This window comes from Priestia sp. SIMBA_032, from assembly GCF_046535215.1.
GTDB classification, from domain to species: Bacteria; Bacillota; Bacilli; order Bacillales; family Bacillaceae_H; genus Priestia; species Priestia aryabhattai.
In genome coordinates this window covers 1-244 of the sequence record NZ_JAWRXD010001347.1, presented here as the reverse complement: position 1 = coordinate 244, position 244 = coordinate 1, and the positions used below count along the sequence as shown (strand labels likewise).

Genomic DNA, 244 nt, shown 5'->3' with positions numbered 1-244 from the left:
CGAACCCATCGCGTACATCGTCAGCAGGTCGCGGATCAGCAGGGGCGTCGACCAGCCGTCGGCGATCACGTGATGATTCGTGATCGCCAGCACCCAGTGGGTCTCGTCCTGCCGGATCAGATGCATCCGCGTGAGCGGGGCGGACGCCAGATCGAACCTCTCGGCGCGTTCGGCGTCGAGCAGTCCATCGCGTGCCGCGACCCGATCGGTGGCCGCGAGGTCACCGAGATCGGTGAATTGCCAG

General features: G+C 66.4%; 1 protein-coding gene. It reads right to left on the bottom strand.

Annotated elements, in window-relative coordinates:
- Window positions 1–244: condensation domain-containing protein (locus tag SB717_RS38700; protein WP_410908551.1), on the bottom strand; the 244-nt coding region annotated here is incomplete at both ends.